Annotated in this window: 20 protein-coding genes; 11 read left to right on the top strand and 9 right to left on the bottom strand. The window is 72.5% G+C overall.

Translation table 11 applies throughout. The annotated features are described in order from the left end of the window. On the bottom strand, positions 1–581 hold a 581-nt coding region (locus tag AB4039_RS35755), incomplete at its 3' end, for an adenosylcobinamide-GDP ribazoletransferase (RefSeq protein ID WP_442272718.1). Positions 582–651: 70 nt separating this feature from the next. Between AB4039_RS35755 and AB4039_RS35760 the strand changes: the two genes are divergently transcribed. After that, complete coding sequence (locus AB4039_RS35760) at positions 652–1,386, top strand: hypothetical protein (RefSeq protein ID WP_266838642.1); 735 nt, start codon at positions 652–654, stop codon at positions 1,384–1,386. Between the two features lie 172 nt (positions 1,387–1,558). On the opposite strand, the gene pspAA is transcribed toward AB4039_RS35760, so the two are convergent. Further along, entirely contained in the window at positions 1,559–1,837 is a 279-nt protein-coding gene (gene pspAA / locus AB4039_RS35765; RefSeq protein WP_266838643.1) for a PspA-associated protein PspAA, read from the bottom strand. Between the two features lie 14 nt (positions 1,838–1,851). Next, positions 1,852–2,646, bottom strand: a complete 795-nt coding sequence (locus tag AB4039_RS35770) for a PspA/IM30 family protein (protein ID WP_266838644.1) — start codon at positions 2,644–2,646, stop codon at positions 1,852–1,854. A 253-nt stretch (positions 2,647–2,899) separates the two neighbouring features. Between AB4039_RS35770 and AB4039_RS35775 the strand changes: the two genes are divergently transcribed. After that, complete coding sequence (locus tag AB4039_RS35775; RefSeq protein WP_442272719.1) at positions 2,900–3,508, top strand: DUF3043 domain-containing protein; 609 nt, start codon at positions 2,900–2,902, stop codon at positions 3,506–3,508. A 77-nt stretch (positions 3,509–3,585) separates the two neighbouring features. Then, the gene (locus tag AB4039_RS35780; protein ID WP_266838646.1) at positions 3,586–4,293 is read left to right on the top strand and encodes a class I SAM-dependent methyltransferase; all 708 of its coding nucleotides are present in this window, start codon (positions 3,586–3,588) and stop codon (positions 4,291–4,293) included. An 88-nt stretch (positions 4,294–4,381) separates the two neighbouring features. On the opposite strand, the gene AB4039_RS35785 is transcribed toward AB4039_RS35780, so the two are convergent. After that, a complete protein-coding gene (locus AB4039_RS35785; RefSeq protein WP_266841586.1) occupies positions 4,382–4,591 on the bottom strand; it encodes a hypothetical protein in 210 nt (69 codons plus the stop codon). A gap of 103 nt (positions 4,592–4,694) precedes the next feature. Between AB4039_RS35785 and AB4039_RS35790 the strand changes: the two genes are divergently transcribed. The 5 genes from AB4039_RS35790 to AB4039_RS35810 all read left to right on the top strand — a co-directional run bounded on the left by AB4039_RS35790 (position 4,695) and on the right by AB4039_RS35810 (position 11,034). Further along, positions 4,695–5,909, top strand: coding sequence for a bifunctional adenosylcobinamide kinase/adenosylcobinamide-phosphate guanylyltransferase (locus AB4039_RS35790; RefSeq protein ID WP_266838647.1), 1,215 nt, complete (start codon positions 4,695–4,697; stop codon positions 5,907–5,909). A 66-nt stretch (positions 5,910–5,975) separates the two neighbouring features. After that, complete coding sequence (gene cobT / locus AB4039_RS35795; protein WP_266838648.1) at positions 5,976–7,043, top strand: nicotinate-nucleotide--dimethylbenzimidazole phosphoribosyltransferase; 1,068 nt, start codon at positions 5,976–5,978, stop codon at positions 7,041–7,043. A gap of 80 nt (positions 7,044–7,123) precedes the next feature. After that, on the top strand, positions 7,124–9,007 hold the full coding sequence (locus AB4039_RS35800) for a phosphatidylglycerol lysyltransferase domain-containing protein (RefSeq protein WP_442272720.1): 1,884 nt from the start codon (positions 7,124–7,126) through the stop codon (positions 9,005–9,007). Between the two features lie 53 nt (positions 9,008–9,060). Then, positions 9,061–9,711 carry a hypothetical protein gene (locus AB4039_RS35805; RefSeq protein WP_266838650.1) on the top strand — a complete coding sequence of 217 codons (651 nt, stop codon included), beginning with the start codon at positions 9,061–9,063 and terminating at the stop codon, positions 9,709–9,711. Positions 9,712–9,855: 144 nt separating this feature from the next. After that, positions 9,856–11,034 carry a histidine kinase gene (locus tag AB4039_RS35810; protein WP_266841587.1) on the top strand — a complete coding sequence of 393 codons (1,179 nt, stop codon included), beginning with the start codon at positions 9,856–9,858 and terminating at the stop codon, positions 11,032–11,034. Between the two features lie 7 nt (positions 11,035–11,041). Here AB4039_RS35810 and AB4039_RS35815 read toward each other — a convergent pair whose 3' ends face one another. The 5 genes from AB4039_RS35815 to AB4039_RS35835 all read right to left on the bottom strand — a co-directional run bounded on the left by AB4039_RS35815 (position 11,042) and on the right by AB4039_RS35835 (position 17,902). Continuing rightward, entirely contained in the window at positions 11,042–11,893 is an 852-nt protein-coding gene (locus AB4039_RS35815) for an endo alpha-1,4 polygalactosaminidase (RefSeq protein ID WP_266838651.1), read from the bottom strand. Next, complete coding sequence (locus AB4039_RS35820; protein WP_266841588.1) at positions 11,890–12,543, bottom strand: spherulation-specific family 4 protein; 654 nt, start codon at positions 12,541–12,543, stop codon at positions 11,890–11,892. Before AB4039_RS35820 ends, AB4039_RS35815 begins: the two co-directional genes overlap by 4 nt. A 38-nt stretch (positions 12,544–12,581) precedes the next feature. Then, positions 12,582–14,201, bottom strand: coding sequence for a hypothetical protein (locus AB4039_RS35825; protein WP_442272721.1), 1,620 nt, complete (start codon positions 14,199–14,201; stop codon positions 12,582–12,584). Continuing rightward, positions 14,198–15,712: a GT4 family glycosyltransferase PelF gene (gene pelF / locus AB4039_RS35830; RefSeq protein WP_266838653.1), complete on the bottom strand. Its 1,515-nt coding sequence runs from the start codon at positions 15,710–15,712 to the stop codon at positions 14,198–14,200. Before pelF ends, AB4039_RS35825 begins: the two co-directional genes overlap by 4 nt. 156 nt (positions 15,713–15,868) lie before the next feature. Further along, positions 15,869–17,902: a hypothetical protein gene (locus AB4039_RS35835; RefSeq protein WP_266838654.1), complete on the bottom strand. Its 2,034-nt coding sequence runs from the start codon at positions 17,900–17,902 to the stop codon at positions 15,869–15,871. Between the two features lie 356 nt (positions 17,903–18,258). On the opposite strand from AB4039_RS35835, the gene AB4039_RS35840 reads away from it, so the two are divergent. The 3 genes from AB4039_RS35840 to AB4039_RS35850 form a co-directional block, all read left to right on the top strand. Next, complete coding sequence (locus AB4039_RS35840; RefSeq protein ID WP_442272722.1) at positions 18,259–19,788, top strand: leucyl aminopeptidase; 1,530 nt, start codon at positions 18,259–18,261, stop codon at positions 19,786–19,788. A gap of 310 nt (positions 19,789–20,098) precedes the next feature. After that, entirely contained in the window at positions 20,099–21,487 is a 1,389-nt protein-coding gene (gene lpdA, locus AB4039_RS35845) for a dihydrolipoyl dehydrogenase (protein ID WP_266838656.1), read from the top strand. A gap of 57 nt (positions 21,488–21,544) precedes the next feature. Next, positions 21,545–21,801: biotin/lipoyl-containing protein (locus tag AB4039_RS35850; RefSeq protein WP_442272723.1), on the top strand; the 257-nt coding region annotated here is incomplete at its 3' end.

Here is a 21,801-nt window from a genome sequence, read left to right on the forward strand (position 1 = left end):
ACGACGCCGGCGACGGCCGCGCCCAGGCCCTCGGGCCGGGCGGCGGGGACGCCGGCGCGGGAGGCCAGGGTCATGGCGAGCCGGGCGGTGACGGYGGCGAGCACGGCGGCGAGGGCGCCGTGGGCCCAGCCGTCGGTGTAGAGGTCGGCCAGCGCGGCGACCTGCACCAGGAACACGATGAGGAGGCAGATGACGCCGAAGGGGCCGATGTCGGACTGCTTCATGATCCGCAGGGCGTCCTCGGCGGGCTTGGCGCTGCCCAGGCCGTCGGCCGTGTCGGCGAGGCCGTCGAGGTGCAGCCCGCGGGTCAGGGCGGCCGGGACGGCGACGGTGACGGCCGCGGCGAGCAGCGGGCCGCCCCCGAGGAGGAGCAGCAGGCTGCCGGGCACGGCGGCGAGCAGGCCGACGACGAGGCCGACCAGCGGCGCGCACGCCATGCCGGTGCGGGCGGCGGGCCGGTCCCAGCGGGTGATCCGCGCGGGCAGCACGGTCAGCGTGCCGAACGCGAAGCGGATCCCGTCCCGGAAGGAGGCGCGCTCGGAGGGCGGCGCCGGTGGTGGATCATCGAACGAATCTGTCATCGGCGCGAACGCTACCCCTTCGGAGTCGGCGGTAAATTGCTCAATACGCGCCAAAAGGGAAGCAGGTGTCGTGGGTCACTGGTGGTACCGGAACATCGTCGAGCCGGGCAAGCTGCCGCTCCTGCTCGCCCTGCTGTCCTTCGTGCTGTCGTTCCTGGTCACCCGGGTGATCACGCGGCTGATCCGGGCCGGCCGGGGGCCCTTCAAGAACATCACCCCGGGCGGGCTGCACGTCCACCACGTGGTCCCGGGGGTGGTCCTCGTGATCATCGGCGGATTCGGCGCGGTCGGCAGCGGCCAGCACAGTTTCGGCGCGGGCCTCTCGGCCGTGCTCTTCGGGCTCGGGGCCGGGCTGGTCCTGGACGAGTTCGCACTGATCCTGCACCTCGACGACGTCTACTGGAGCGAGCAGGGCCGCAAGAGCGTGGAGGTCGTGGTCCTGACGGCCGCGGTGGTCGCGCTGGTGCTGGGCGGCTTCCTGCCCTTCGGGGTCAACGAACTGACCCCCGACGAGCGGCACAGCCGGGGCCTCGTGGTCATGAACACCGCCATGAACTTCTTCCTGGCCCTGGTCGCCCTCTGGAAGGGCAAGCCCCGCACGGCGGTGTTCGGGACGGTGATCCCCTTCGTGGCGCTGATCGGCGCGGTGCGCCTGGCCCGGCCCGGGTCCCCGTACGCGAAGAGGTTCTACGCGAACCGCCCGCGCGCGCGGGCCAGGGCGGGACTGCGGGCCTTCCACCACGACCGGCGCTGGGCCCGGCCGCGCCGCAAGTTCGAGGAGTTCATCGGCGGCACCCCGGACTGACGACGAAGGGCCTGCTGCGTGCGGCAGGGCCCGCTCCGTGCGGCAGGGCCCGCTCCGTGCAGCGGGGCCCGCTCCGTGCAGCGGGGCCCGCCCCCGTGAAGTACGGGTGCGGGCCCTGTGGCCATCGGTGTCCCGCCCGCCGGGTGACCTGGGTGCGGCGGGCGGCGGCGCGTCAGCCCGGGATCAGGCCGTCGTCGCCGAGCATCTCCCTGACCTCGTCCAGCGAGGCGTCGGGCGCGGGCAGGATCAGCTCGGACGGCTCCAGCGCGTCATCGGGGAGCGGCGTTCCCAGTCGGCGGACGGCGTCGAGCAGCGACCCCAGCGTGCGCCGGAAGCCCTCCTCGTCGCCCGCTTCCATCTCCGCGAGCAGCTCGTCGTCCAGCGCATTGAGCTCGGCGAAGTGGCTGTCGGCCAGCCTCGCCTGCCCCTCCCCCATGATGCGGACAATCATGACGGGCCCCTGTCCTACTGCTTGTCGAACCGGTGCTGGGTCTGCGACGGCTGGCCCGTGCCGGGGGCGCCGCCCTCGATGGCCTGCTGGTGCGCCGACGGGCCGCCCGCCAGCTCGGCCTTCATCCGCTGGAGCTCCAGCTCCACGTCCGTGCCGCCGGAGAGGCGGTCCAGCTCGGCCTGGATGTCGTCCTTGGAACCGAGACCGCTCTGGTCGTCGAGGGCGCCGGAGGCCAGCAGCTCGTCGATCGCACCGGCGCGGGCCTGGAGCTGGGCGGTCTTGTCCTCGGCCCGCTGGATCGCCAGACCGACGTCGCTCATCTCCTCCGAGATGCCGGAGAAGGACTCCGCGATGCGGGTCTGCGCCTGCGCGGCCGTGTAGGTGGCCTTGATGGTCTCCTTCTTCGTCCGGAAGGCGTCCACCTTGGCCTGCAGGCGCTGGGCGGCGAGCGTCAGCTTCTCCTCCTCGCCCTGCAGGGTCTGGTGCTGCACCTCCAGGTCGCTGACCTGCTGCTGGAGCGAGGCGCGGCGGGACAGCGCCTCGCGCGCCAGGTCCTCGCGGCCCAGGGCGAGGGCCTTGCGGCCCTGGTCCTCCAGCTTGGCGGACTGACCCTGGAGCTGGTTGAGCTGCAGCTCCAGGCGCTTGCGGGAGGTCGCCACGTCGGCGACCCCGCGGCGCACCTTCTGCAGCAGCTCCAGCTGCTTCTGGTACGAGTAGTCGAGGGTCTCGCGCGGGTCCTCGGCCCGGTCAAGGGCCTTGTTCGCCTTCGCGCGGAAGATCATCCCCATACGCTTCATGACACCGCTCATGGGCTTCGCGCGCCCCCTTCTAGACGGACTGTGCTCCAGGTCACCGACAGGACCCACAGTACGGGCCCTGTCTCCATTACCGCACTGTTCGAGTACGGATGCGCTCCTCCTCCAGGACGAGTACCCCGGCGCCGTGTCAGGCGTAAGGAGTAGGTGATCCCCGAGACCGGCGGAACCCCCGCACTGGGAAGACGCCCGCCGTTGCCGGATCGTTCCCCGCGGAGGTGGGGCCCGTGGCCCCGACCACGTACGCTTGGGTTTTGTGTTTGGTAGCCGCTCCTCCAAGGAAGAGAAGGCCGCCGCCGCCGACAAGGCGAGCGCCGACCTCTCGCAGCCCCGTGACCCGCAGGCCCCGAAGGGCCGCCCGACGCCGAAGCGTGCTGTGGCCCAGTCGCAGCGCAAGGCCGTGGTGGCCTCGACCGGCAACCGCAAGGAGGACGCCAAGCGAGCCCGTGAACGCCGCCGGGAAGAGATGGCCAGGCAGCGCGAGGCGCTGGCCAACGGCGACGAGCGGTACCTGCCCGCCCGTGACAAGGGTCCCGTCCGCCGCTTCGTCCGCGACTTCGTGGACTCCCGCTTCTCGGTCGCCGAGATGTTCCTGCCGCTGGCAGTGATCATCCTGGTGATGAGCATGATCCGGGTGAACCAGATCCAGAGCATCTCGCTGATGCTGTGGCTCGGCGTGATCGTCCTGATCATCCTCGACTCCATCGGCCTCGCGTTCCGCCTCCGCAAGGCGCTGAACGAGCGCTTCGCGAACGAGCCGCGCCGCGGCGCGATCGCGTACGGCCTGATGCGCACCCTCCAGATGCGCCGGCTGCGCCTGCCCAAGCCGCAGGTCAAGCGCGGGGAACGGCCCTGAGCGAGGACTTCGCACAGGGGGCCCGGCTCTGGCTCGAAGGCCTGGGCGGACTGCGCAACGCGGTCCGGCAGGAGCTCGTGGGCCGGCAGGTCGAGGAACAGATCACGCACCGCTTCCCCGTCGGGCAGCGGCTGCGCGTCCTCGACGTCGGCATGGGCCAGGGCACTCAGGCCCTGCGCCTCGCCCGCGCCGGCCACAAGGTCACCGGCCTGGAGCAGGACCCCGACATGCTGGCGGTCGCGCACGCGGCGCTGGCCGCCGAGCCGGCCGGGATCCGCGACCGCGTCCAGCTGTTAGAGGGCGACGGCCGCGAGACGGGCGCCCACTTCGTGCCGGGCAGCTTCGACGTGGTGCTGTGCCACGGGGTGCTGATGTACGTCCCCGAGGCCGACGCCATGCTCGCCGGGCTGGCCCGCATGCTGGCGCCGGGCGGCCTGCTGTCCCTGCTGGTGCGCAACGGTGACGCCCTCGCGCTGCGGCCGGGGCTGGCCGGGGACTGGTCCGGGGCGCTCGCGGCCTTCGACACCGTCGACTACACGAACCGGCTCGGTCTTGACGTGCGCGCCGACCGGCTGGCCGATCTGACGGCCACCCTGTCCGGCATCGGCGCGCCGCTCTCCACCTGGTACGGCGTACGGGTCTTCACCGACGGCACCGAGGCCGACGCGGAACTCCCGCCGGACGAGGAACTCGAAGCGCTGCTCGCCGCCGAGGAACGCGCCGGACGGACCGACCCCTACCGGTCGGTGGCGGCGCTCCTGCACCTGTGCGGGGTCCGGGGCTAGACCCCGTCCGCGCCCCGCACCCGCACCCCGCCTCGAACGCCGACGGGCCCGGGACGGCCCCCGGGCCGTCCCGGGCCCGCCCGGCGGGTCACGCCTCGGCGGCCGCGCTGAGGCTCATCTTGTAGATCTCCGTGTCGTCCTCGAAGAGGGTGACCCGGTCCGCGCCTCCGTCGAGGAGCTCCTTCCAGACCTCGCCGATCCAGGATTCGGCGTCCCCCTGGGTGGTGAACTCCTCCGGTTCCACCGCCGGGGTCGTCTCGGCGCCGTCGGCCTTCTCGAACCGCCACGTCCACACCATGTCCGCCTCCGTTGCTCGCACGCGATCTCACACTTCTCGGCATGAGTGTGCCCGCAGAGTAACCGGACGCGCACCAGTACCGGCGACGCGGGAGGATCTCTGTGTGGAACTCACCTTGCTCGGCACCGGTACCCCTGAAGGACTGCCCCGCCCCGGCTGTCCCTGCGCCGCCTGCGCGGTCTCCGTGGGCACGCTCGCCCGCGCCGCGACCGCCGTCCTCGTGGACGGTGCGCTGCTGCTGGACCTGACGCCCGGGGCGGTGCTGGCCGGGGCCCGCGCGGGGCATTCGCTGGCCGGCGTACGGCAGGTGCTGCTGACGCACCCGCACGACGGGCCGCCCGTCGAGCTGCCGCCCGGACTGCCCACCGCGGGCCGGGTGCCGGACGGGCGGGAGCTCGCGGTGATCAGCGGGCACCGGGTGCGGGCGGTGCCGATGGACGCGCCGGGCACCGGGTACGAGGTCACCGGCCCGGACGGGAGCCGGCTGCTGTACCTGCCGCCCGGCGGGGCGCCGGCCGGCACCGACGGGACGACGGCGCGGCGCGCGTACGACGTGGTCTTCGCGGACGTGCTCGGCCGCCCCGAGGCCCTGGCACGGCTGCGCGCGAGCGGCGCCGTCGGCCCGGCCACCGACGTGATCGCCGTGCACGTGGACCACGACACCCCGCCGGGCCGGGAACTGGAACGCCGGTGCGCGGCCGCCGGTGCCCGCGTGGTGCCCGACGGCACCACGGTGAGGGCGGGCGACTACCACGCGGTGCCGGACGTACCGCGCCGCACCCTGGTGCTGGGCGGTGCCCGCTCGGGCAAGTCCTTCGAGGCGGAACGGCGGCTGGAGTCCTTCCCGGAGGTGGTCTACGTCGCCACCGGCGGCACCCGCGACGGCGACGCGGAGTGGGCCCAGCGCGTCGGCCTGCACCGCGAGCGGCGTCCGGCCGGATGGCGGACGGTGGAGACCTGCGAGCTGGCTCCACTGCTGGAGCGGTCCGGCCCCCCTCTGCTGATCGACTGCCTCGCGCTGTGGCTCACCGACGCCATGGACCGGGCCGGCGCCTGGGACGACTCGGTTTGGGCGGCGGGCGGCCAGAAGGAGCTGCGCGAACGGATGGCCGACCTCGTGGCGGCGGTCCGCGCGACGCGCCGCCGGGTGGTGCTCGTCAGCAACGAGGTGGGCGCCGGCGTGGTCCCCGCGACCGCGGCGGGACGGCGGTTCCGCGACGAGCTGGGCCGCCTCAACAACGCGGTGGCGGGCGAGTGCGAGCACGTCCTGCTCGTGGTGGCGGGGCAGCCGCTCGCCCTCAAGGAGCAGCCCGGGTGACGGCCCGCCGGGGGATCGGCGGGAGCGCCCCTGAGGGAGGGCCTGACCGGCTGTAGTCTCTGGCAGATGACCACGCTGAATCTCGACGACTTCTCCGATCTGATCGAACGCCCCGACGGGGGCGTCCGGCGTGATGCCGAGGATCGCCGTGAGCGGCTGGCCGTGCCGCCCGGCGCGCTGGGACGGCTCGACGACCTCGCCGAATGGCTGGCCGCCGCACAGGGGCAGGTCCCGGTGAAGCCGATCGAGCGGCCGCGCGTCGTGCTGTTCGCCGCCGACCACGGGATCGCCGCCCAGGGCGTCTCGGCGCGGGCCGCGGGCAGCACCCACGAGCTGGTCCGTTCCGTTCTGGAGGGGACCAGCCCGGTCTCCATCCTGGCGGGGCGGCTCGGCGCGGGCGTGCGCGTCGTGGACGCCGGGCTGGACTGCGACCCCGGGCTGCTGCCCGAGGACGTGACCCGGCACCGCGTACGGCGCGGCAGCGGCCGGATCGACGTGGAGGACGCGCTGACGGCGCAGGAGGCCGAGGCCGCACTGCGCCTGGGCATCCGGATCGCCGACGAGGAGGCCGACTCCGGTACGGACCTGGTCGTCCTCGGCGACATCGGCGTGGGCGCCACCACCGTGGCGGCGGTGCTGGTCGCCGCGCTCTGCGGAACGGACGCGTCCGTGGTCACCGGCCGCGGCGGGGTGCCGATCGACGACCTGGCCTGGATGCGCAAGTGCGCCGCCGTCAGGGACTCGCTGCGCCGGGCCCGCCCGGTCCTCGGCGACCAGATGGCACTGCTGGCGGCGGTCGGCGGCGCGGACGTCGCCGCGATCACCGGCTTCCTGCTCCAGTGCGCGGTGCGCCGTACGCCGGTCATCCTCGACGGGGTCGTCTCGGCGGCCTGCGGACTGGTGGCCCAGCGGGCCGCCTTCCGCTCCCCGGACTGGTGGCTGGCCGGACAGACCAGCGGGGAACCGGGCCAGGCCAAGGCCCTGGACCGGATGGCACTCAACCCCGTGCTCGACCACGGCGTCACAGTGGGAGAAGGAACCGGGGCCTTGCTGGCACTCCCCCTGGTCCAGGCGGCCGCCGCACTCGCGGCGGAACTGCCGGAGCGGGCGGCTGTGGAACAGCCGACGGACTGAGACACCGGGCACTACGGGCCTGACCAGTCCGCAGTGCTTGCACTGCCTGTGGACGGTGACGCCCCATATCATCGCTTTTCATGGGAGAGGTCCGCTTGACCAGCGTAGACACCGACCGGAGCCTGGATCAGGCCTCCGGCAAGGGTTCCAACAACAAGAAGGAGTCCGGCGGCGAGCCCGCCGCGAAGGCCGAGAGCCGCAGAGGGAGCGCATCGTCGAGGCGCAGCGCCGCCTTCGCGGTCTGGTACCTGCGGGCCGTCACCTTCGTGAACTTCCTCAGCGCGGTGTGGCTTTCGCTCGGGCAGGACCTGCGCAGGCACAACACCGCCGACTTCTACACCCCGTACCTGCTGACGGCCGGGTTCGCGTCCGGCCTGTTCTCGATGCTGCTCGCGGTGACCATGGGCCGCCGCAAGCGGGCCGCGTGGATCCTGAACCTGGTGGTCAGCGGCATGCTGCTGCTGGCCTTCGCGGTCGCCGCGTTCGCCCCGTGCACGAGCGGCGAATTCAACCTGTGCTACCCGGAGTTCCGCGACCACGCGCAGAACTGGGTCTCGCTCGCCCTGACGGCCGCCTTCGTCGGCGCGCTGCTGGTGGGCCGCCACGAGTTCTACGCCAAGGGCGACCGCTCGAACCCGAAGCTGGCCACCGCCGTCGCCGCCGTCGGCCTGCTGCTGACCTCGCTGGTCGCCGCCCTGCTGGTGGGCGCCACCAATACGGACCCGGACCGCGCCGACGCGACGTTCCTGGCCCGCTGGCGGTACGGCGTGATGCGGCTGATCACGCTCGCGCCCGACGACAAGGCGTACAACGCGATCGCCACGCCCGCCTGGGTGGACGTCTTCATCAACGTGATGTCGATGCTGCTGCTGCTCGCGGTGCTGTTCGCGGCCTTCCGCTCGCGCCGCGCCGTCGACCCGCTCACCCCCGAGGACGAGGAGCGGCTGCGGGCGCTGCTCGCCAAGCAGGGTGACCGCGACTCGCTCGGCTACTTCGCGCTGCGCCGCGAGAAGTCCGTGATCTGGTCCCCCACCGGCAAGGCCGCCGTCACCTACCGCGTCGTCGGCGGGGTCTCGCTGGCCTCCGGCGACCCCATCGGCGACCCCGAGGCGTGGCCGGGGGCGATCGAGCCGTGGCTGGCCGAGGCCCGCGAGCACGGCTGGGTGCCGGCCGTGATGGGCGCCAGCGAGGAGGCCGGACAGATCTACGCGCGGCACGGCCTGGACGCCCTGGAGCTCGGCGACGAGGCCATCGTGGAAACCGACGAGTTCACGCTGGAGGGCCGCGCGATGCGGACCGTCCGGCAGGCCTTCAACCGGGTCAAGCGGGCCGGGTACACGGTCCGCATCCGCCGCCACGCCGACATCCCGGCGGAGGAGATGGACGTCCTCCTCAAGAGGGCCGACGACTGGCGCGACGGCGCGACCGAGCGCGGCTTCTCCATGGCCCTGGGCCGCCTCGGCGATCCCGACGACGGCCAGTGCGTGATGCTGGAGTGCACCGACGGCAACGGCGACCTGCGGGCCGTGCTGTCCTTCGTGCCGTGGGGCCCCAAGGGCCTGTCGCTCGACCTGATGCGCCGTGACCGGGACTCCGAGAACGGCCTGATGGAGTTCATGGTCATCGAACTCCTGGAACGCGCGAAGGAGATCGGCGTCACACAGGTCTCACTGAACTTCGCGATGTTCCGTTCCGTCTTCGAGCGGGGGTCCAAGCTCGGCGCGGGTCCGGTGCTGCGCATGTGGCGCTCCCTGCTGAGCTTCTTCTCCCGTTGGTGGCAGATCGAGTCCCTCTACCGGGCCAACGCCAAATACCGGCCGATCTGGGAGCCGCGGTTCATGCTCTTCGAGAAGAGTTCCGACCTGCTGCGCATCGGTGTCGCGGCGGGCCGGGCCGAGGGCTTCCTGGAGGCGCCCGGCCTGCCGAAGTGGCTGCACCGCAGACATCTGGAGACGATTCGTTGACGTCGTGGTCGACGGCCCCACTACGGCGGTTCCCCCGCCGGGAGTGGGGCCCCATGTTCTGGACCATCCGGAACGCGCTCGTCCGCGACAAGTGGCGCGCGATCCCGATGACCATCGGCGCCGTCTGCCTGACCTCCGTCTTCCAGGTCGTGCAGAACACGTCGTGGGGCTTCCAGCCCGTCCAGGACCTGGGGTCCGTCAAGGCCGTCGACCCCCTGTGGCTCGCCGTGCTGCGCACGCCGCTGTCACTGTTCGTGCCCGCCCTCGACCTGCCGGTGTGGGGGGCCCTCGCCCAGATCCTGCTGGTGTTCGGGATCTCGGAGATCTGCATCGGCTGGTGGCGCACCCTGCTGATCGGCTACATCGCCACCCTCGCCGGAACCACCTACGCCCGGATCGGGCTCTCCCTGGGCCCCGACCACCCCTTCGGCCTGCCGCTGTCCGACCGGATCGTCAACGACACCGGCCCGTCCGCCGCCGTGGTGGGCCTCGCGATCTACGTCTGCTGGCGCTACCGGGCGTACTTCACCGGGTCGCTGGTGATCCTCGTGATGATCGGCGAGGTGCTGTTCAAGGACAACCTGGCGGGCAAGGAGCACCTGGCGGCCATCGCCGCCGTGATGGCCGTGTGCACGGTCCGCGCGAAGTGGGGACCCGCCCGCTCCCGCGCCCCGGTCGTCCGCAGGCCGCCGCCCGTCCTCTAGGGGCACCCTCGCCTCCGGGGCGCCGATGCCGGGCTCACGGCGGCGCGCCCCTTCGGCTCGGGAGCCCGGTGCCCTGCGGCCGGGAGGCCGTACCGTATCGGGGTGACGACAGACCTCGGGCCCTTCGCCCCCACCCGGCAGTGGATGCGGGCGCACCCGCTCGCCACCGACGCCGTGCTCGCGTTCGGGGCGTTCGTCTGCATGGTCGTCGGGTCCTTCGCCGATCCGCAYGGACCGCACGGGCCCACCTTCGGGACCCGCACGCCCGAACCGTTCTCCCTGCTGCTGATGCTGATCGGCTCGGCGGCACTGGTGCTGCGCCGCCGCAGGCCCTGGACCGTACTGGCCGTCACCTGCGGGGTCTCGCTGCTGGAGCTGAGCACCGGGGAGCCGCGGGCGCCCGTCGCGATGTCCGCGGTGATCGCCCTGTACACGGTGGCCTCCCGCACCGACCGGCCGACCACCTGGCGGATCGGGCTCGTGACGATGGCCGGGCTGACCGGGGTGGCGATGCTCGCCGGGCCGCTGCCCTGGTACGCGCAGGAGAACATCGGCATCTTCGCCTGGACCGGGATGGCCGCGGCCGCCGGGGACGCGGTGCGCAGCCGCAGGGCGTTCATCGACGCCATACGGGAACGGGCGGAGCGGGCCGAGCGGACCCGCGAGGAGGAGGCCCGGCGACGGGTCGCCGAGGAGCGGCTGCGCATCGCCCGGGACCTGCACGACGTGGTGGCCCACCACATCGCCCTGGTCAACGTGCAGGCGGGGGTGGCCGCGCACGTCATGGACAAGCGGCCCGACCAGGCGAAGGAGGCCCTGGCCCACGTACGGGACGCGAGCCGCTCCGCCCTGAACGAGCTGCGCGCCACGGTGGGGCTGCTGCGGCAGTCGGGCGATCCGGAGGCGCCGACGGAACCGGCTCCGGGGCTGGCCCTGCTGGACGAACTGCTCGACACCTTCCGGCACGCCGGACTGCCCGTACGCGTGCTCATGCAGGTGGGGGCGGACGCCGAACCGCTGCCGGCCGCCGTGGACCTGGCGGCGTACCGGGTGATCCAGGAAGCGCTGACCAATGTCCGCAAGCACGCCGGCCCGGGAGCGAAGGCCGAGGTCAGCGTGGTGCGGGTGGGCGCCTCGGTGGAGGTGACCGTGCTGGACGACGGCGGGGACTCGGCCGACTCCGCCCCCGCGCCGACGGACCCGGGCGGCGGGCACGGCCTGCTCGGCATGCGGGAGCGGGCGGGCGCCCTGGGCGGCTCCTGCTTCACCGGCCCCCGCTTCGGGGGCGGTTACCGGGTGCACGCGATCCTGCCGGTGGCCTGACCCGGCGCTAACAGGACTTCCTCCAGGGGCCCAGTTCGAGCTTCTTCTGCAGCGAGCTGAGCTTCAACTGCCGCGAGCGTGCGCAGAACTCGTCCGTGGACAGTTCGTACTCGACGTGGAAGACGGCCTTGCCCGCCCGGATGAACGGGGTCAGCTCGTCGCACTCCCGGTACTGGGCGCACTGCTCGTTGACCGCGAAGTCGTAGTCGCCGAGAAGCTGCGGGATCTGGTCGAGGTCGTTCTTGAGTCCCACGGCCAGTCCCCGGTCGTGGGCGAGCTTCGCGATCATCCGGTTGAACTTCAGCTGGTCCTCGGCGGTCACCGGGAAGCCGGAGTCGTTGTGATAGGCGTCCATGTTGTCCGGTTCGACGGCGTCGAAGCCCTTGTCGCGGCACATGTCGAAGCGCTTGGCCATCAGCCGCTCGACGTCGGCCAGCCGCCGGACGTCGATCCACCGCTCACCCTTCCAGCCGTTGCCCTCGCCGAGCATGTCCTTCGGGAAGTCCCCGGAGTCGGGGCGGAAGTCCTCCCAGGCGCCGGTGGAGATGTAACAGATGGTGCGGCGGCCGGCCTTCTTCAGGCCGGCCACCTCCTCCTTGGAGGTGAGGAACCCGTCGATGTCGTACACGGGCACGTCCACGGAGGCGTCGAGTCCGCCGCTGAGCTGCCACTGCCAGGCCGTCCCGGGCAGCGGCTGCCAGCGGCCCCCCGGCGCCGGGGAGGGGACCGGGGTGACGGCCGTGGAGGGGGTGGGCCCCGGTTCCGGGGTCTCCTCGTCGTCGGGTTCGGAGGAGCATCCGGTGAGCACGAGCAGGGCGCCGGCGGCGATGACCGCGAGCCCGGTGGTGAAACGCTTCATCCGGCTGCCTCCAGGGCGTTCGGGAGGGTCCCCCAGGGGTGCGCGCCGGTGCCGGGGACCGCGCAGTGCACTCCGGCCCGGCGCACCGCCGCGAGCTCCGCGGCGGGCGCGCCCGGCGGGACCGCGTACACGAGGTGGCAGAAGGTCCGGGCCGGGTGGTCGGCGGTCCAGGCGGGCGGCGCCGCCGCCGCGTCGCGGTAGGCGTCCCAGGGTCCCTCGAAGGTGACGAGCAGGTCGGCGAGTTCGACGTACCCGGGGTGCGGGTGGACGCCGTGGTTCAGGACGAGCGTACGGGCCCCCGCGGCACGGGCCGCGACGGCGAGCCGTCCGTAGTGGGGCAGCAGCCCGGGATCGGCGGCGGCCTGGTCGAGGAAGGCCCCGTCGGTGGCGTACCAGTCGCGGTGGCGCAGCAGGTCCTGGACCACCTCCGCGTGCGGGCGGCGCCCGTAGTCCGTGTCGACGTAGCCGAGGACGGCCACGCCGGCGTCCCGCAGCCGGGCGCAGACGTCGGCGAACCGTTCGTCGGGGGCCCGGCCCGGACCGCTGTCGGGATTGAGCACCACGGAGTGGAGCCGGCCCGCGGAGCGGATGAGCAGCTCCCAGTCCTCGGGCCGGTCGGCGGGATGCTCGTAGAGCGGCACCAGCAGCATGGGGTCCTTCTCCTCGTACGCGGACACGTGATCGGCGCTCACCGGTGGGCCGTGGCCCTGCCGAGGAGCAGGCACACCAGGACGGCCAGGGCCGCCGCGGCGCCGCCCGCCACGACGAGCTGCACCAGCCGGGGCTGGCCCACCCCGGCGAGCAGGGCCACGCTCTGGGCGACGGCGGCGCAGGCGCAGACCACGGCCGCGGGCCGGACGGCGCCGAAGGACTGCAGGAGCAGTCCGGTCCACATCACGGCGCCCAGGAGCAGCAGGGTCGCGACGCGGATCCAGCTCAGGCCGGGGGCGTCCGGCCACAGCAGGGTTCCCGTGACGCCGAGGGCGAGCAGCACCACCAGGTAGACGGCCAGGCAGCCGGCCAGGGTGGAGAGCATCCTGCGCCGGAACGCCCGGGGCGAGCGGGCGGCCCGCAGCCCGGCGAGGCTGCCGCTGCGGAAGCGGTGCAGCAGCCACTCGGCGGGGCCCATGCTGAGGGTGAGGGCCACCGCGGAGGGCGCGGCGACCGCCTCGGCGGGGCCGCCGGAGAGCACCTCTCCCAGCGCGGCGTACAGCACGAGCAGGCCGGTGCCGAGGCCGAAGACCCCGTAGGGCACCGAGTCCCCGATCCGGGGGCCGTGCCGGGCGTGGTCCTCCTCGGCGCCGCGCAGCATCCGCCAGCGCACCGGGCCCCGTTCGCCGGGCCGGCGCCGGAGCCGGTCGCGGACCCGGCGCACGGCGGCCCGTACGCCCCGTTCGACCGGGAGTTCGCGCAGGGCGAGCGTGCAGGCGGCCAGCAGGGACACGGCGAGCAGGGCCACCCGAAGCGGCACGGGCAGGTCCGTGAAGAGGGACAGCACCGCCCCCGCGGCCATCGGGCCGAGCGCGGCGAGCAGCGCCCGCTCGCGGCCGAGCACCAGCAGGACGGTGGCGGCCCCGACGTACAGGGCCTGGCCGGCGGCGAAGCCGTACGAGAACGGCGGGCCGCCGGGGACGGCGAGCGCGGCGGCGGTGCCCAGCAGCGCCCCGGCGGGGGCTCCGGCGAGCAGGGTCCGCCGGGCGGCGGCCCGGTCGCCGAGGCCGAGCCAGGAGTAGGCGCGGTGGGACAGGGTCTGGTCCCAGACCCAGCCGATGAGGGCCCCGGCGAGCAGGGTCAGGGTGCCGGCGGGCAGTCCGAGCCGGTCCGGGGGGCCTTCGAGGAGGGGGGCGCCCAGGACGTAGGCGAGACCGGGCAGGACGAAGATCACCCCGCGGAGCAGGCAGGCGGTGAGGGAGACCTTCCAGGGGTCGCCGACCTCGTCCGGTTCCGGGAAGGAGCGCGGGACGCGGGCGTAGAGCTCCTCGGCGAGGGCGAAGGAGTCGTGGCGGCCGTAGGTCAGGCGGATGTACTCGTCGTTCATGCCGTCGGATTCGAGGACGGCGGCGATCTCGTCGGGGTGCACGGCGGCGGCGATGAACGCGCCGAGGCGGTCGGCGAGTTCGTCCATGGGATCGGCGGCGGCCGCCGCCCCCGGCCCGGTGCGCCGGGGCCGGGGGACGGCGGGGAGGGTGTCGGTGCGGCCGGCCCCCGCGCCGGGACCGCCGCTCCCGCGGCCCGCGGCGGCGGCGTGGCCGACGTGGACCCAGCCGCCCTCCGGTCCGGGGGGCCTGAGCCAGAGCGATCCGCTCACCACAGGCTCCCGTCCGCTGCGAGTTCGCGGTACCAGGGGTCCGCGAGCCGCTGGGTCCAGTCGTCGCCGGCGCGGACGGGCAGGACGGGCTGCCCGGCGAGTTCCCGGTAGATGTGCCGGAAGCCGTCGACGGACTGGTGGAGGGTGAACTTCTCGACGACCCGTCGGCGGGACAACCGGCCGAGTTCGGCCCGGCGTTCGTCGTCGCGCAGCAGGGCCAGGGTGGCGCGGGCCATGGTCTCGGGTTCGCGGGGCGGGACGACGAGCCCGGTGTCCCCGACGGCCTCGCGGACGCCCCCGACGTCCGTGGAGACGGTGGTGCGCCCGCAGGACATGGCCTCGATGATGCTGAAGGGGAAGCCCTCGCTGATGGACGAGAGCATCACGACGCTGCCCGCCGCGTACGCCTTGGCGACCTCGGCGATGCGGCCCTCGTAGCTGATCCCGTCGCCGACGCCGAGTTCGGCGGCGAGCTTCTCCAGGCGGAGCCGGTACTCCTCGCAGCCCGCCGGGACCGGCCCGAAGAGGCGCAGGCGCAGGGCGGGCAGTTCCCGGCGCATGAACGCGTAGGCGCGGATGAGGGTTTCGAGGTCCTTGATCGGGTCGATGCGGCCGCACCAGCTGAGGGTGGGGACCTCGGGTTCGGGCCCGGCCTCGGGGAAGGCGTGCGGATCGACGCCGTTGTAGACGGTGCGGATCCGCTCGGCGTCGGCGCCCCCGCGCTCCTCCCAGCGGCGGTTGTACTGGTTGACGGGGGTGATCAGGTCGGCCTGCCGGTACCCCTCGGAGTTCAGCTCCCGGTAGAAGCCCAGCATCAGGGCCTTGACGGGCCAGCGCTGGGCGGCGGTGCGGTAGCCGAGGTAGCGCTCGCGCAGGTAGATGCCGTGCTCGGTGAGGAGGAACGGCACCTGGTCGAGGCGTTTGGCGGCGAGGGCCGGGAGGGTCGCGAGGCCGCTGCTCACGGCGTGGGCGACGCTGTCGGGCGGGATCCGCACGGACAGCGGGCGCAGGGCGTGTTCCAGCAGGTCGGTGGCGGTGAGCGCGTCGTGGATGGTGGGTTCGGCCTGGGCGGTGACCAGGCCGGGGCGGGTCCAGACGTCCATCAGGAGGCGGAGCACCGACTCGGAGCGCAGGGCCGGGGTGAGGCGGCCGGCCCGGGCGAGGCGGGCGAACTCGCCGAGGGCCTCGGAGAAACCGCCGTGTGCGGGGTCGATCAGCGAGAGCAGGAAGGTCTCGTAGAGGGCGGCGAAACGGCGGTGGGCCTTGCCCCGCAGCGCGGACCGGCGGGTCCGGGAGGGCGGCGGGCCCCAGAGCGGGAAGGAGGTGTGCCGGTAGACGTTGCGCGGCAGTTCCCAGGTGACCGGCTCACGTCCGGAGCCGGTCAGGGCTATGACGTTGAAGTCGACCTCCGGCATGCCGCGGACGAGCTGGTCGCACCAGGTGCTGACGCCCCCGTGGACGTGTGGATAGGTGCCTTCTGTGAGCATGGTGACATGACGCCCATGGCTCATGCGGTGTGTCCCCCCAGGACTGAATTCTCTTGTGCTCGGTTCGCCTCCGGGGGCGCTCCGGCCGGCTCCGGGCCGGCGCGCCCCCTTCGGTTCACGCGCGCAGGACTGCGGCCGAGCGGCGGCGGGCCGCTCGGCCGGACGAGGCGGTGGCGCGGGTCAGGCGAGCTTCAGGGTGACCGCCGACTGGAGCAGGTCGGGAGACGTCCAGGCGGAACGGGTGCCGGCGTAGGCGGTGCCGAAGTCCGCCGTGCCGAGCAGGAGCTGCTTCTTGGTCCCGTTGGGCGCGGTGACCGGGGCGACCACGCCCGAGGGCGCCTTGACGGTGACGTCCTTGCCGATGCGGTAGGCGGTGACCTGGTTGTTGGCGACCGCCTTGTCCCAGGCGGCGCGGCGGCTCAGCTCGACCCCGGTGTCCTTCATGCTCTGGTTGACGATCGGCGCGCTGGTCGCGTACAGCGCGCGGTAGGTGTCGAGGACCTGGTTCAGCACCGGGTACAGGGTGCGGTCCTCGGCCAGGTTGGACTGGTGGACGTAGTGCGGCTTCGGGTCGTTGGCGAGCACGTGGCGCAGGGCGGTCCGGGCCTCGGCCGGGACGATGTAGTCCTGGTAGCCGGTGTTGACGTCGAGCGGGGCCGGCAGACAGGTGGAGGTCGCCGGGTTGTCCTCGCAGAGGCCGCTGCCGCCGTCGGCCCGGCTGGTGTAGATCCAGTTGTACTCGTCGGCCATCTCGGCGTTGGTGCCCGTGTTGTAGTACACGTTCATCGGGTAGCGCGGGACGGTCAGGGCGGCTCCGGCGGCACGCTGCGCGGATTCGCGGGAGTTGTCGCTGCCGGCCCACTTCACGCCGTTGTCGGCGAAGGCGCCCGCCAGGTTGGGGTTGTCCGTGGGCTGCTGGGGGAGGGTCTTGAGACCGGAGTGCTCGCCGGTGACGATCTCGGTCCGGTCGGTGGTGATGCCGTGCGAGGCGGCCCAGTTGTTGTTGTCGCGGATCTGGGCGGAGATGTCGGCCCGGCTCATCCAGTTCGTCGCGCCCTGGGCGTTCTTCGTGCAGGTCCAGGGGATGGTGGAGGTGTCCTGGGTGCAGCCGAGGAAGAGGTGCGTGTAGGTGTGGTTCATCCACCGGTACTTGGCCCGGTCCGCGACCAGTTGCGCGGTCAGGGCGTCGGTGCCCCCGTTCTCGGTCTTCCACTCCTCCCCGGCGCCGGCGTTGAAGAGCATGTCGAGCTTGAAGTTCTTGCTCGTCTGCCACTGCGCCGCGTACTGGGCGTCGGCGGCGGTCATGCGGATGGTGCTCTCCTTGCCCTCGCCGCCCGCGCAGGCGTAGTCGCCGGGCGTGCAGTCGAGGGCCTTGTCCCAGCGGGCGTCCGGGGCGAAGACGTCGTCGACGTGGACCGCGAAGTAGTTGCGCTCCTGGCCGAGGTGGACGCCCTGGGTGAGCCACTCGACGATGCCCCGGGCCAGCAGCCGGAACTGCTGCTGGTACTGGTTGTAGGCGAAGGTGGCGACCAGTTCGCTGCGACCGTCGTGGGTGTACTCGCCGAGGAGCGAGGCCCGCCCGGTGCCGCCGGGGACGGGGGCGTCCAGGTAACTGGTGTAGCCGGCGCGCGGCTTCGCCATGAAGCCGTAGCTCTCCATGATGAGCGGAGAGTTGTCCTCGAAGGCGACCTGACCCTGCAGGTACCCGAAGGGACCCGCCTTCCCCGCGGTGGTGACGGCGGCCTGGGTGCCGTCGAGCGTGCCGCCGTAACCGCCGTTGTCCGTGTACTCCAGGCCGACCTCGGGGTGCGCCCAGGTGTAGGCGTCGACCTGGCGGATCCCGTACGCCGTCTCGTACGCGGTGAGCGCGGCGAGCTCGGCCGAGCCCGCGCCGAACGGGTTCTCGTTCGGCAGGATGACCCCCTGGAACTTCGCTCGCGGACGGCCGGAGACCGTGTCGCTGAGGAACGCCGCGTCGATCACCGGGCGGCTCGCGCTGCTCAGGTCGACGCGGGTGTACGGGACTCCGGTGTCGCGGAGCTCGGCGGTGAGCGCCTCGACGGCGCCGCCGCCGTCGTCGACGACCAGCACCTTCAGGTCGATGCGCGGTGCGACGGTCGCCGCCTGGGCGGTCGCCGCGGGTACCGCGACCGCCATCAGGGCTGCTGCGGCCATCGCCGCGGCGACCCTGTTCATCCGGTTCTTGTTGACCATTTCGGCCTTCCCCCCGCAGGCGTCCCTCGGCAGCGGCCCAAGGCGGAAGGCCGGGCCGGGGAGGCTCTGTGGAAATCATGCAAAGGGACCCCGCGTCCCCTTGCGAGAGTGGGTCGAGTCTCTCGGACCTCGTCAGGTCTAAAGAGCAAACCTGGAGCAGAGTCCACAGATGGGTGAACCTGATGGCCCTTTGATCGAACAACTTGACAAACCTTCGAGTGACGTACGGACGAGTACCTGCGCGTAGGCTCGTTTCCGGCGGCCGCCGGGCCCGAATACGATCGCTGCGGAGCGGCCGGAGATCCCGACGTGTCCGCAGCGCCCACACACACAAACGGAAGCGAGACTTCACCACCGTGACTGCTCTGACTCTCAGCACTGCCGGCGCGGCGACGCTGCGCGCCGACGCCCTCGTCGTCGGCGTGGCGAAGGGCCCCAAGGGGCTCGTCGTGGCCGCGGGCGCCGAGGCCGTGGACAAGGCGTTCGACGGAAAGCTCGCCACCGTGCTCGACGCACTCGGCGCCTCGGGCGGCGAAGGCGAGACCACCAAGCTGCCCGCGCCGGCCGGCCTCAAGGTCCCGGTCGTGCTGGCGGTCGGCCTGGGCACCGCGCCCGAGCAGGACGAGTCCTTCGACGAGGAGGCCCTGCGCCGCGCCGCCGGCGCCRCCGCCCGCGCCCTGCACGGCACGAAGAAGGCCGCCTTCGCCCTCCCCCTGGACGACGCCTCCGCCGTCACCGCCGTGGCCGAGGGCGCGCTGCTGGGCGCGTACGCCTTCACCGCCTACCAGGGCGGCGAGAAGAAGGGCGCCAAGGGCTCCGGCCCCAAGCAGCCGCTGGCCGAGGTCGCCCTGCTGGGCGCCAAGCCGCGCGACAAGGAGCACAAGGCCGCGGCCGAGCGCGCCACCGTGGTCGCCACCGAGGTCAACATCGCCCGCGACCTGATCAACACCCCGCCGAACGACCTCACCCCCGAGGCCTTCGCCGCCGTCGCGTCCGCGACCGCGAAGGAGAACGGCATCAAGGTCCAGGTCCTGGACGAGAAGGCCCTGGTCAAGGGCGGCTACGGCGGCATCATGGGCGTCGGCAAGGGCTCCGAGAACCCGCCGCGCCTGGTGAAGCTCTCCTACACCCACGCCAAGGCGGAGAAGACCCTCGCCTTCGTCGGCAAGGGCATCACCTACGACTCGGGCGGCATCTCCCTGAAGCCGGCCGGTCACAACGAGACCATGAAGTGCGACATGGCCGGCGCCGCCGCCGTCTTCGCCGCCGTCGTGGCCGCCGCCAAGCTGGGCCTCCAGGTCAACGTGACCGGCTGGCTGGCGCTCGCCGAGAACATGCCGTCCGGCTCCGCCACCAAGCCGGGCGACGTCCTGCGCATGTACAGCGGCAAGACCGTCGAGGTCCTCAACACGGACGCCGAGGGCCGTCTGGTCCTGGGCGACGCCCTGACCAGGGCCTCCGAGGAGAACCCGGACGCGATCGTCGACGTCGCCACCCTGACCGGCGCCATGGTGCTGGCCCTGGGCGACCGGACCTTCGGGATCATGGCCAACGACGACGCCTTCCGCACCTCGATCCACGAGATCGCGGAGGAGGTCGGCGAGGCCTCCTGGCCGATGCCGCTCCCCGAGGACCTGCGCAAGACCATGGACTCCCCCACCGCCGACATCGCCAACATGGGTGTCCGCATGGGTGGCGGTCTGGTGGCCGGCCTCTTCCTCCAGGAGTTCGTCGGCGAGGGCATCACCTGGGCCCACCTCGACATCGCCGGTCCCGCCTTCCACGAGGGCGCCCCGTACGGCTACACCCCCAAGGGCGGCACCGGCTCGGCCGTGCGCACCCTGGTGCGGCTGGCCGAGCGCACCGCCACGGGCGACCTGGGCTGACGCACCACCCCGTGAGACGCGTCCTGTGAGACGCGACGCGCCCCGGAACCCGGTCACGGGTCCGGGGCGCGTTCGCTCTGGAAGAAACCTTGAGGATCGGTAGGTTTCTACGCCGCGGTAACCCCTACTTCGGGCAGAACGACCGTGCACACCCGGGGCCCGGCGTCCCGCGTTCCCCCGACAAATGCGAAGATGGGTTCTCGGCAGGACAGGGCCCCCACCACAGGGCCGAAGAAACAAGCGGCCGATTACCAGCCGCCGCCCGGTCACAGAGGACCGGTGCTCGGCGCACATGCATGGAGGACGTGACGTGGCGAACGACGCCAGCACCGTTTTCGACCTAGTGATCCTCGGCGGTGGCAGTGGCGGTTACGCCGCGGCTCTGCGCGCATCCCAGCTGGGTCTCGACGTTGCGCTGATCGAGAAGAACAAGCTCGGCGGCACCTGCCTGCACAACGGCTGCATCCCCACGAAGGCTCTGCTCCACGCCGGCGAGGTCGCGGACCAGGCGCGCGAAGCCGGACAGTTCGGTGTCAAGACCTCTTTCGAGGGCATCGACATCGCCGGTGTGCACAAGTACAAGGACGAGGTCATCTCCGGCCTCTACAAGGGCCTGCAGGGGCTGGTCGCCTCCCGCAAGGTCACCTACATCGAGGGTGAGGGACGCCTCTCCTCCCCGACTTCCGTCGACGTGAACGGGCAGCGCATCCAGGCCCGCCACGTCCTGCTGGCGACCGGCTCCGTGCCGAAGTCGCTGCCGGGCCTGGACATCGACGGCAACCGGATCATCTCCTCGGACCACGCGCTGGTCCTGGACCGCGTGCCCGAGTCCGCGATCATCCTGGGCGGCGGCGTCATCGGCGTCGAGTTCGCCTCGGCGTGGAAGTCCTTCGGCACCGACGTCACGGTCATCGAGGGCCTCAAGCACCTCGTCCCGGTCGAGGACGAGAACAGCTCGAAGATCCTGGAGCGCGCCTTCCGCAAGCGCGGCATCAAGTTCAACCTCGGCACCTTCTTCGAGAAGGCCGAGTACACCGAGACCGGTGTGCGCGTCACCCTCGCGGACGGCAAGACCTTCGAGGCCGAGGTGCTGCTGGTGGCCATCGGCCGCGGCCCCGTCTCGCAGGGCCTGGGCTACGAGGAGCAGGGCGTCGCGATGGACCGCGGCTACGTCCTGGTCGACGAGTACATGCAGACCAACGTGCCGACCATCTCGGCCGTCGGTGACCTCGTCCCGACCCTCCAGCTCGCGCACGTCGGCTTCGCCGAGGGCATCCTCGTCGCGGAGCGTCTGGCCGGCCTCAAGCCGGTCCCGATCGACTACGACGGTGTCCCGCGCGTCACCTACTGCCACCCCGAGGTCGCCTCCGTCGGCATCACCGAGGCCAAGGCCAAGGAGATCTACGGGGCGGACAAGGTCGTGGCCCTGAAGTACAACCTGGCGGGCAACGGCAAGAGCAAGATCCTGAAGACCGCGGGCGAGATCAAGCTCGTCCAGGTCAAGGACGGTGCCGTGGTCGGCGTCCACATGGTCGGTGACCGCATGGGCGAGCAGGTCGGCGAAGCCCAGCTGATCTACAACTGGGAGGCCCTGCCTGCCGAGGTCGCGCAGCTCATCCACGCGCACCCGACCCAGAACGAGGCCCTCGGCGAGGCCCACCTGGCCCTGGCCGGCAAGCCGCTTCACGCACACGACTAATCCACAGTCACGGGCGCGACGACCACTTCCGCACTTTCGTTAGGAGCAACAGAAACCATGTCGGTTTCCGTAACCCTTCCGGCGCTCGGTGAGAGCGTCACCGAGGGCACTGTCACCCGCTGGCTGAAGGCCGAGGGCGAGCGCGTCGAGGCCGACGAGCCGCTGCTCGAGGTCTCGACCGACAAGGTCGACACCGAGATCCCGTCGCCCGTCTCCGGCATCCTGGCCTCCATCAAGGTCGCCGAGGACGAGACCGTCGAGGTCGGCGCCGAGCTCGCCGTCATCGACGACGGCTCCGGCGCCCCGGCCCAGGC

Origin of the sequence: Streptomyces sp. M-16 (assembly GCF_052114405.1) — a bacterium.
Classification (GTDB): domain Bacteria; phylum Actinomycetota; class Actinomycetes; order Streptomycetales; family Streptomycetaceae; genus Streptomyces.

Coding starts and splice junctions, on each gene's coding strand:
- AB4039_RS35835 (WP_266838654.1), bottom strand. CDS start 17,902: ATGGTCAACAAGAACCGGATGAACAGGGTCGCCGCGGCGATGGCCGCA.
- AB4039_RS35805 (WP_266838650.1), top strand. CDS start 9,061: ATGTTCTGGACCATCCGGAACGCGCTCGTCCGCGACAAGTGGCGCGCG.
- AB4039_RS35815 (WP_266838651.1), bottom strand. CDS start 11,893: ATGAAGCGTTTCACCACCGGGCTCGCGGTCATCGCCGCCGGCGCCCTG.
- cobT (WP_266838648.1), top strand. CDS start 5,976: ATGACCACGCTGAATCTCGACGACTTCTCCGATCTGATCGAACGCCCC.
- pelF (WP_266838653.1), bottom strand. CDS start 15,712: ATGAGCCATGGGCGTCATGTCACCATGCTCACAGAAGGCACCTATCCA.
- AB4039_RS35820 (WP_266841588.1), bottom strand. CDS start 12,543: ATGCTGCTGGTGCCGCTCTACGAGCATCCCGCCGACCGGCCCGAGGAC.
- AB4039_RS35785 (WP_266841586.1), bottom strand. CDS start 4,591: ATGGTGTGGACGTGGCGGTTCGAGAAGGCCGACGGCGCCGAGACGACC.
- AB4039_RS35800 (WP_442272720.1), top strand. CDS start 7,124: ATGGGAGAGGTCCGCTTGACCAGCGTAGACACCGACCGGAGCCTGGAT.
- AB4039_RS35770 (WP_266838644.1), bottom strand. CDS start 2,646: ATGAGCGGTGTCATGAAGCGTATGGGGATGATCTTCCGCGCGAAGGCG.
- pspAA (WP_266838643.1), bottom strand. CDS start 1,837: ATGATTGTCCGCATCATGGGGGAGGGGCAGGCGAGGCTGGCCGACAGC.